General features: G+C 67.9%; 10 protein-coding genes. 6 read left to right on the forward strand and 4 right to left on the reverse strand.

Annotation, left to right across the window (positions count from 1 at the left end; genetic code table 11):
* Position 1 precedes the first annotated feature (1 nt).
* Positions 2–1,669, forward strand: a complete 1,668-nt coding sequence (locus AC3WON_RS25935; RefSeq protein ID WP_492353029.1) for a ShlB/FhaC/HecB family hemolysin secretion/activation protein — start codon at positions 2–4, stop codon at positions 1,667–1,669.
* 178 nt (positions 1,670–1,847) lie between these two features.
* Here AC3WON_RS25935 and AC3WON_RS25940 read toward each other — a convergent pair whose 3' ends face one another.
* The gene (locus AC3WON_RS25940; protein ID WP_010809809.1) at positions 1,848–2,054 is read right to left on the reverse strand and encodes a dodecin; all 207 of its coding nucleotides are present in this window, start codon (positions 2,052–2,054) and stop codon (positions 1,848–1,850) included.
* Between the two features lie 234 nt (positions 2,055–2,288).
* Here AC3WON_RS25940 and AC3WON_RS25945 point away from each other — a divergent pair, with 234 nt between their 5' ends.
* From AC3WON_RS25945 to AC3WON_RS25955, 3 genes are all read left to right on the forward strand, one after another.
* Positions 2,289–2,996, forward strand: a complete 708-nt coding sequence (locus AC3WON_RS25945) for a phospholipase D family nuclease (protein ID WP_492318194.1) — start codon at positions 2,289–2,291, stop codon at positions 2,994–2,996.
* A gap of 94 nt (positions 2,997–3,090) precedes the next feature.
* Positions 3,091–3,801, forward strand: coding sequence for a dienelactone hydrolase family protein (locus AC3WON_RS25950; RefSeq protein WP_492318195.1), 711 nt, complete (start codon positions 3,091–3,093; stop codon positions 3,799–3,801).
* A gap of 127 nt (positions 3,802–3,928) precedes the next feature.
* Positions 3,929–5,470 (forward strand): acyl-CoA synthetase, encoded by a 1,542-nt coding sequence (locus AC3WON_RS25955; protein WP_492353030.1) that lies wholly within the window; start codon positions 3,929–3,931, stop codon positions 5,468–5,470.
* Here AC3WON_RS25955 and AC3WON_RS25960 read toward each other — a convergent pair.
* Positions 5,467–6,156 carry a glycine zipper 2TM domain-containing protein gene (locus tag AC3WON_RS25960; RefSeq protein WP_492318197.1) on the reverse strand — a complete coding sequence of 230 codons (690 nt, stop codon included), beginning with the start codon at positions 6,154–6,156 and terminating at the stop codon, positions 5,467–5,469. The genes AC3WON_RS25955 and AC3WON_RS25960 overlap by 4 nt on opposite strands.
* 132 nt (positions 6,157–6,288) lie before the next feature.
* Positions 6,289–6,747 (reverse strand): MarR family winged helix-turn-helix transcriptional regulator, encoded by a 459-nt coding sequence (locus tag AC3WON_RS25965; protein WP_011616392.1) that lies wholly within the window; start codon positions 6,745–6,747, stop codon positions 6,289–6,291.
* A gap of 238 nt (positions 6,748–6,985) precedes the next feature.
* Between AC3WON_RS25965 and AC3WON_RS25970 the strand changes: the two genes are divergently transcribed.
* Positions 6,986–7,549, forward strand: coding sequence for a YggT family protein (locus AC3WON_RS25970; RefSeq protein WP_492318198.1), 564 nt, complete (start codon positions 6,986–6,988; stop codon positions 7,547–7,549).
* Positions 7,550–7,689: 140 nt separating this feature from the next.
* Positions 7,690–7,935 (forward strand): hypothetical protein, encoded by a 246-nt coding sequence (locus AC3WON_RS25975; RefSeq protein WP_492353031.1) that lies wholly within the window; start codon positions 7,690–7,692, stop codon positions 7,933–7,935.
* A gap of 58 nt (positions 7,936–7,993) precedes the next feature.
* On the opposite strand, the gene AC3WON_RS25980 is transcribed toward AC3WON_RS25975, so the two are convergent.
* Complete coding sequence (locus AC3WON_RS25980) at positions 7,994–8,974, reverse strand: LysR family transcriptional regulator (protein WP_492318200.1); 981 nt, start codon at positions 8,972–8,974, stop codon at positions 7,994–7,996.
* Positions 8,975–9,092: the final 118 nt, after the last annotated feature.

A 9,092-nucleotide genomic window follows, 5' to 3' on the forward strand; every position in this document is an offset into this window, starting at 1 on the left:
CATGCGTGCACGTCATCGCGTTGCCGCGCTGCTGGTCGGCGTCGGCGCGTTCCATCACGGCCTGGTCCAGGCCGATCCGCGCAGCCCGGTCCAGGGCGACCCAACCCAGACGCTCCCGAAGATTGCTCCGGCCCGGCCGGACAGCAGCGTGACCGTGCAGGTCGAACGGCCGCAGGCGGCCATGCAGGACCTGCTCAATACACGCCTGACACCACGGCGCTTTCGCATCGAGGGCGCGAAGACGCTGCCGTTCGAGGAAGTGGCCGCGCAGTTCAAGCCGCTGGCCAACCGCGAGATCACGGTGGCGCAGCTGCTGGAAGCGGCCAACACGGTGACGCAGATGTACAAGGAGCGCGGCTATCCGCTCTCGTTTGCCTTTGTGCCGGCGCAGGATTTTGCCAACGGCGATGTGCTGATCACCGTGGTCGAAGGCTATGTGGCCAAGGTGACGGTCACTGGCAAGGCGGGCCCGGCAGAGGGCCGGCTGCGCGCCATTGCCGAGAAGCTGCAGCAGGACCGCCCGCTGCGCCAGGACCGATTCGAACACTACGTCAATGCACTGGCCCTGCAGCCCGGGCTGCAGGTGGCGGCCACGGTGCAGCCGCCGACCACCACCGACGGCGCCTGCGAGATGGTGCTCGACGTCAAGCGCAAGCCGTTCACCTTCGGCACCGGCATTGAATACATGTCGCCAGGCCTGCGCGCCATTGCCACCGCGACCACCAACAGCCTGACGCCGCTGGGCGAGCAGATTTCGGTCTCGGCACTGTTCCCCAAGGGCCGCGACAACGAGGAGTACTACGCCGCCAGCTACGCGCAGCCGCTCGGCACCGAGGGCATGATCGCGCGGCTCAATGCCTCGCACTACCGAGGCGTGCCGCAGAACGCCACGCTGGAGGCGATCGGGTTCAACCCGCGCTACGTCAACGACACCAAGCGCATCGGCGGCTCAGTCAGCTATCCGCTGCTGCTGTCCAACGCGCATACGCTCACGCTGACCGGCGGCTTCTACGGCGCCGACCAGTTCGAGCGGTACACCCACACCGCCACCGGCACGCGCGTGACGCTGGGCACCAACGTGCGCGTGGGCACCGCGGAGCTGACCTACGTTCAGCGCGGCGAAGGCGTGAGCCGCAACGCCACGCTCGGCCTGTACAAGGGTTTCGATGCGCTGGGCGCGAGCCGCCAGAACAACACCAACGACCTGAGCTTCTTCCGCACGCGGCTGCTGCTGTCGCAGTCGAAAGACCTGCCGGCGGGCTTCGGCCTCACCGTGGCCGCGGCGGGCCAGTACAGCGGCGACCGCCTGGCCTCGGGCGAGCAGATCAGCTTCGGCGGACGCTTCTTCGGGCTGGGCTATCCCGCCGGCGAAGTGGCGGGCGACAAGGGCTGGGGGGCCTCGGCGGAAATCAGCCGCCTGTTCCTGCCCGACATGACCTACCTGCGCACCATCCAGCCCTATGTGTCGGCCGACGTGGCGCGCGTGTTCTCCAACAGCGTGTCGCTGTCGCACCGCAGCCTATCATCGGTAGCCATTGGCGCGCGCTTCTCGGACCGGCGCTACTACACGCTGGATATTTCGGTGGCACAACCGGTGGGTGACAAGCCGACCAATGCAAGCCGTCGGTCGCCGCGGATCAACATGACTTATTCGTACCAGTTCGACTGAGCTGGTCGCGTTTGGGCTGACGACACCAGGTTTCCCTGCACCCGGCCGACGGCAGTCTCGCGTCGGCCGATTTTTTTTATCCCGAAGGCTGCGTCCGGAGCGAGCACGCGCACCAACCCGCACAGGCAGCGCAGCCCGTGCCGGCACGCAATACCGCCGCGCAAGCGCGGCGCCGCACTCAGCTCACGCGAAAACCGATCTTCAGCGTGACCTGGTAGTGCGCGATCTTGCCGTTCGTGATGTGGCCGCGCGTTTCCACCACTTCGAACCAGTCGATGTTCTTGATGGTTTCACCGGCCTTGGCAATGGCGCTCTGGATGGCCTGGTCGCAGCCATCGGGTGAAGATCCGACGATCTCGACCAGCTTGTAGGTATGGTTGCTCATATCCCTCTCCTTGGCGGGCGGACCCGCGGGGGTTCCATCCATCATAGGCGCGGGTGCGGATAGTCCCAAGGGCAGCGGCGGTGCACCGATGCTGCAGCGCATAGCCGGCCGCAGATCCTGTTACACAATCACGCTTTGCCAGTGGCGTATGCGGCTGCTACGCTGCGAACCCGCCCCGACGGCATGCGGCGCGCGGCGCGCGCATGCCGTCATTCACCGACGCAAAGATCCGCCGTGACTTACAGATTCATTCGCCGGGCCGTGCTGGGCCTGGGCCTGGCCGCCGCCGTGTCGGCCTTCACCTCGTTCAGTCCCTTCGCGCTGCTGGCGCATGCCCGCTCGGCTTCCACCTTCGACCAGGTGACCGACACCATCGCCAACAGCATCAGCGAGACCTTCAACGAGGCCGTCGCCAACCACTTTCCCACGCGCACCGGCAAGCCGGCCCAGCCGCCGGATGCGAAGCCGGTGCCGGCCAAGCCGTTTGCCGATGGCAGCGGCTACACGCTGTGCTTCGTGCCCGATGGCGCGAGTTGCCAGGCGCTGCTGATCAATGCCATCCGCAGCACGCGCCAGCGCCTGCTGATCCAGGCCTATTCGTTCACCAGCGCACCGATTGCCGAGGCCGTGGCGCAGGCGCACCGGCGCGGCGTGGACGTGCGCGTGATCCTGGACAAGAGCCAGCAGTCCGAGCGCTATACCAGTGCCACCTACCTCAAGCATGCCGGCGTGCCGGTGGTGATCGACAACAAGCCCGCGATTGCGCACAACAAGGTGATGGTGTTCGACGACCAGGCAGTCTTCACCGGATCGTTCAACTTCACCAAGTCGGCGCAGGAGCGCAACGCCGAGAACGGCATGCTGATCCGCGGCGACGCCGCCGTGGTCAGGGCCTACACCGACAACTGGAACAAGCGCTACCAGCAGTCGCGCGCGTACTGACGGCAGCAGCAGGGCGCCCTGCCCTGCACGAAGCGGCGCGCAGTGGCAAACTTGCAGCTTTCCTGTTCAGAGCCCTTCCGGAGAGCCTTTCCCCATGACAGCCATCCCCGACAGCCAGTGGATCCGCGTTGACACCGCAGCGGGCAGCTTCGATGCCTACCTGAGCCTGCCGCCGGCAGGCGTGCAGCCCGGCGCGCCGGGCATTGTGCTGCTGCAGGAGATCTTCGGCGTCAACGAACATATCCGCGCCGTGGCGGACCAGTACGCCGCCGACGGCTATGCGGTGCTGGCGCCCGACGTGTTCTGGCGCCAGGCGCCACGCGTGCAACTGGGCTACGAAGGCGACGACATGGCGCGCGGCATGGCGCTGCGCAAGGCGGTGGATGTCACGGCCGCGCTGGACGATATTGCCGCCGCGGTGCAGGTGCTGCGCCAGCACACCGGCGCCGGCAAGGTGGCGGCGGTGGGCTATTGCTTCGGCGGCCTGCTGTCGTACCTGAGCGCGGCGCGCGGGCTGGTGGATGCGGCCGTGCCCTACTACGGCGGCGGCATCCAGAACCAGCTGCAAGAGGCGGCGAACATCCGTGTGCCGGTGCAGTTCCACTACGGCGCGCTCGACGCGCACATCCCGCCAGAGGCCGTGCAAGGCGTGCGCGACGCCATGGCCGGCAAACCCGGCAGCGAGATCTACGTCTACCAGGGCGCGGACCACGGCTTCAACTGCTGGGCGCGCGGCTCCTACCACCAGCCCAGCGCCGCGCTGGCGCACGGGCGCGCGCTGGTGTTCCTGTCGGAAGCGCTGTAGTCCACCCCGACGCGCTGTAGTCCCACCCCGAGACGCTGCCGCCTTGCCATGGCCGGGCGGCAGCCTTTATCCTCGGCGCTTGGCTTCAAGACTTGCTGGACCCCAAACCATAACAATGGAGACCACCATGCAGTCAGAGCAGCAGCGCGCCCTGCGCAACACCATTCCCGACGCCATTGCCCGCGCCGTGCGGCGCAGCCCGGGCAAGACCGCGATCCGCTTCGGCGAACGGGCCTGGACCTACCGCCAGCTGGATGAGGCCGCGGCCCGCGTGGCCGGCGCGCTGGCGCAATGGGGCCTGCGCCCCGGCGACCGCGTGGCCGCCTTCGGCAAGAACTCAGACGCCTATGTGCTGCTGTGGCTGGCCTGCCTGCGCAGCGGCCTGATCCATGTGCCGGTCAATTTCTCGATGACGCACGCGGAAGCCGAGTACATCGTCACGCAATCGGGCGCCAGCGCGATCTTTGCCGATCCGGCGCTGGCCGACCGCGTCGAGGGCCTGCCCTGCAAGGTCAGCGGCACGCTGCACGGCGGCAAGGTGCGCGATGTCCTGGCCGCCGCCGCCAGCGGCCCCGCGGCACCGGTGTCCGATTCGCTCACCGACACCACGCCTGCGCAGATCCTGTACACCTCGGGCACCACCTCCGCCCCCAAGGGTGCCGTGCTGACCCATCGCGCGCTGCTGGCCGAATACGTCAGCACCATTGCCGCCTGCGATATCCGCGAATCGGACTACTCGCTGGCCGCGCTGCCGCTGTACCACTCGGCGCAGATGCATGTCTTCCTGATGCCGCTGCTGCTGTGCGGCGGCACCACGCTGATCGCCGACAGCCCCGAGGCCGGCTATTGCCTGCGCACCATCCACGCCGAGGGCATCACCAGCTTCTTTGCGCCGCCCACGGTGTGGATCGCGCTGCTGCGCCATGCGGACTTCGATCCGGCGCGGCTGGGGTCGCTGACCAAGGCCTACTACGGGGCCTCGATCATGCCGGTGCCGGTGCTGCTTGAGCTGCAACAGAAGCTGCCGGCACTGCGTTTCTACAACTGCTACGGCCAGAGCGAGATCGGGCCGCTGGCCACGGTGCTGGGCCCCGACGAACACGCCGGGCGCCCCGCCTCCGCCGGCCGGCCGGTACTGAACGTCGAGACCCGCATCGTCGACGAGACCATGCAGGACGTGCCGCCTGGCGAGCTGGGCGAGATCGTGCATCGCTCGCCGCAACTGCTGACGGAATACTGGGACAAGCCCGAACAGACCGCTGAAGCCTTCACCGGCGGCTGGTTCCATTCCGGCGACCTCGGCTATATGGATGCCGAGGGCTACCTGTACGTGGTGGACCGGATCAAGGACGTGATCAATTCAGGCGGCGTGCTGGTATCGAGCCGCGAGGTGGAAGAGTGCCTGTACACCCACGGCGCGGTGGCCGAGGCAGCGGTGTTCGCGCTGCCGCACCCGAAGTGGGTCGAGGCAGTGGCCGCCTGCGTGGTGCGCAAGCGCGGCCATGAAGACGCCGCCGAGGAAGAGCTGATCGCCCATGCGCGCCAGGCGCTGGCGCCGTTCAAGGTGCCCAAGCGCATCGTGTTCGTCGCGGACCTGCCACGCAACACGGCGGGCAAGCTGCTCAAGCGCCAGCTGCGCGAGGACTACGCGCAGCTGTTCGGCGCTTAGTACGGCACGGCTACGCCGTTCTCGACCTTGACGCGGTCGCCGATGCGCATCTGGTAGGCGTTGGACTGCGTCAGCGTCAGGTAGGCGTTGTCGCTGGTGCGCACGCGCACACGGTAAGCCGCGGCCGAGGATCCGGTGCGCTTCTCGACCTCGTTGCCGGCCACCGCACCGGCAACCGCGCCGCCGATGGTGGCCACGGTATTGCCGCGGCCGCCGCCGACCTGGTGGCCCAGCAGTCCGCCCACGATGCCGCCGACCACGGCGCCCGCGCCGCTGGTCGAAGGCGGCTGGCCGGGCACCACCTCAATCGCCTCGACCCAGCCGTAGCGCACGCCGTAGGCCTGGTTGCCGTAGTTGTTGCCGTAGCTGCCGTCCGGATATGACTGCTGTGGATACGGCTGCTGGGGATAGCCTTGCTGCGGGTAACCCTGTTGCGGATACCCTTGCTGCGGATACCCCTGCGGGTAGCCCGATGCCTGCGGGTAGCCCTGCTGCGCCGGGTAGCCGCTGATGGTGGTGCTGCCGCCATAGCCGCTGCTGCCGTAGCCGCTGCTGCTATAGCCGCCACCGTAGCTGCCGCCGTACCCTCCGCCATAGCCGTTGTCGTAGCCATACGGCGTGGCACACCCGGCCAGCGCACCGGCGCCAAGCACCGCAAGCACAACCGAACGAAGGGGGATGGACATGTCAGGACTCCTGCGCGCTGCGCGTGTTGGGGAATGCGCGCGAGTCTAGGGCCGCCGGCGGCCAGCGGGTGTCACCGGAACTTGTGATTGGTAACTGCCTGTAACCGGCTGGCAGTGCTGGCCTGCCGGGGCTCAGGCGCGCTCGGCGCCGTCGTCGTTGAACTGGGTGATGCGGGCCACGCGGAAAGCGCCGCGCAGCGATTCCAGCTCGGTCCGGTGCAGCATCGCCAGGCGGTTCAGGTAGCGCTCGCCCTTGGCCAGCAGGTGCACCTGCACCACGCGGCGGTCCTCGGGGTTGAGCCGGCGCCTGACCAGCCCCGCCGCCTCGCAGCGGTTGACCAGCGCCACCACGCCGTGCTGCTTTGCCTGCAGCCGCTCCGCCAGTTCGCCGATGGAAGCCCAGTCCTTGTCGGCACAACCGCGGATATGCAGCAGCAACAGGTATTGCTGCACGGTCAGCCCTTCCGCGCGCGCCGCATCTTCGGAAAATCGCAGGAAGCGCCGCAACTGGTAGCGGAAATCGGAGAGGGCCTCGAAGTCGGCCTTGGTAAGCGATGTGGATTTCCGGGACGGGGCGGACTTGCTGGGCATAAGGTGGCGAAAAAACGCAAAGGAGGAGGTAAGCGCTGTAACAACGCGCAAGACCACGGGCACGCGGCCGGTCCCGCAACCGGGGCGCACGCAATTATAGGGGCCGCGCACCGCGCCGCCAGCACAAACCTGTCCGCCAGGTCGCGTGCCCGACGCACAGTTGCATCGTGCCGGCGTCCGGCTATGGCAGAATCTGTGCGGTTGCAGACACCTTCACCCGTCACCGGAAAACGCACCGATGTTCTCGGAAATCGCTCTCTTCCTGCTGGATACCGTCTTCACCCTGTTCGGCATGGCGCTGTTGCTGCGCGTGTGGATGCAGCTCACGCGGCTGCCTACGCGCAATGCGGTGTCCCAGGGGGTGTTCCAGATCACCGACTGGCTGGTGCGCCCGCTGCGCCGGGTCATCCCCGGGGTGGGCGGCATCGACTGGGCCACGGTAGTGGGTGCATGGCTGACCGCGGTGGTGTTCCTGGTGCTGGTCGCGCTGCTCAGCGGCATCGACCTGCTCGGCTTCCTGCCGGCCATGCTGCTGACCGCCCTGCTCTACGTGCTGAAATGGGCGATCAGCCTGGTGATGTGGGTCACGCTGCTGATGGCGATCCTGTCGTGGGTCAACCCGCATTCGCCGATCACCCCGGCCATCGACCACCTGACCGCGCCGGTGCTGCGCCCGATCCAGCGCGTGGTGCCGCGCCTGGGCGGCTTCGATGTTTCGCCGCTGGTGCTGTTCGTGATCGCGCAGATCCTGCTGATGGTGATCGCGCGGCTGGGCGCCAGCATCTTCGGCATGCACTACTGAGCCAGCGGCGGCTCGGCACATTGTCCAGAATCTTGGACAGTGTATCGAGAATTGACCCTTTTTCTGCTCAGTGTGAAGTCCTACATTACAGGCACCGTGGCGCTTCCGCCACGCACCCTGCCTGAGAAGGACCACACACCATGAAGACCATCGCCCAACGCCGCAGCCTGGCGCTTTCCCTGCTGTGCGCCGCCAGCCTGTCGTTTGCCGCGGCCGCTGCCCACGCCTCCGAACCCGTTTCCGACATCGCCCGCCTGGACGGCAGCATCGCCCACGTCGGCAAGGCTGATCCGTTCCTGGACGGCGCCAGGATCGGCCGGGCCGATCCGTACACCGATGGCGCCAAGACCACCGACCGCCGCGACGCGTTCACCGACGGCGCCTGAGTCCCTGCCCCTTCCCTTGCCACGGCCCCGGCCGTGGGGGCCCGGCCCGCCAGCGCCCTCAACCCGCCGGACGGGCCTCTCCCTCAGCCTGCACGCTCGCGGCTGCTTCCGCCCCCATCCCCCCGTCCAGGCCCGCCTCGGGCTCCAGTTCGGACACCATCATCGATTCGATCGCTTCCATGAAGGCCCGCACCTTGCGCGGCTGCAGGCGCCGGTCCGGCAGCAGCGCGAATACGCGCAGCGGCGGCAGCGGGTAGTCCGGCAACACGCGCACCAGCCGCCCCTGCGCGATCTCGGCCTCGCAATAAATGACCGACAGCCGGGCGATGCCCAGCCCCGCCAGCGCGCCCTGCAGGCGCAGTTCGGCGTTGTGGGTCTGCATGCGCGGACGGATCGGCACGGACACGGTCTGGCCGTCGCGGGTGAATTCCCAGACGGTGTCGCCGGGTGTGGTCAGCGTCGGCATATTGGCCAGGTCTTCCGGGCGCAACTGCGCCGGCAGGCTGGCCGCCAGCGCCGGCGCGGCAAACAGGCCGCGTTCGACATGGTAGATGCGGCGCGCCACCGTGCCGGAGTCCGGCAGGTCGGTATCGACGACGACGAAGGCCACGTCAAACCCGTCGCGGATCGGGTCGACCAGGCCCTGGGTGATTTCCACGGCCACGTCCAGCGCCGGGTGCGCCGCCAGCGTGCGGCAGATCACGCCACCCAGCTGCTGGGCGCCGAACTCATAGGGTGTGGCGATGCGCAGCACGCCCTGCACGCGCTCTTCACGCGCCAGCGTTTCCTGGCGAATTTCGCGCAGCCGCGCAAATAAGGGGGCGACATCGCGGTAGACCGCCTTGCCAGCATCCGTGAGGCGCATGCGCCGCGTGGTGCGCTCCAGCAGCTTGGCGCCGATGGCGGTTTCCAGCCGCGCCACCGCGGCCGAGACGCGCGACTTGGGGCAGTCCAGCTGCTCCGCGGCGGCCGTGAACGTCCCCTGCTCGACCACGCAGCAGAACGCCTCCCAATCATTCCATTGGATTGTTTCGTTCACCGGACAATGTTTCCCTGACAAGCTGTAGTTCCCGACGGCAGGCCTACATTATGCTTGAGCGATGCAACAAAAGCCTGTCCCGGCTGGACCGGACGCCTCAGCCCCCGCAGTTCCAGCA

The sequence above is a fragment of the Cupriavidus sp. FW305-46 genome (genome assembly GCF_058787075.1).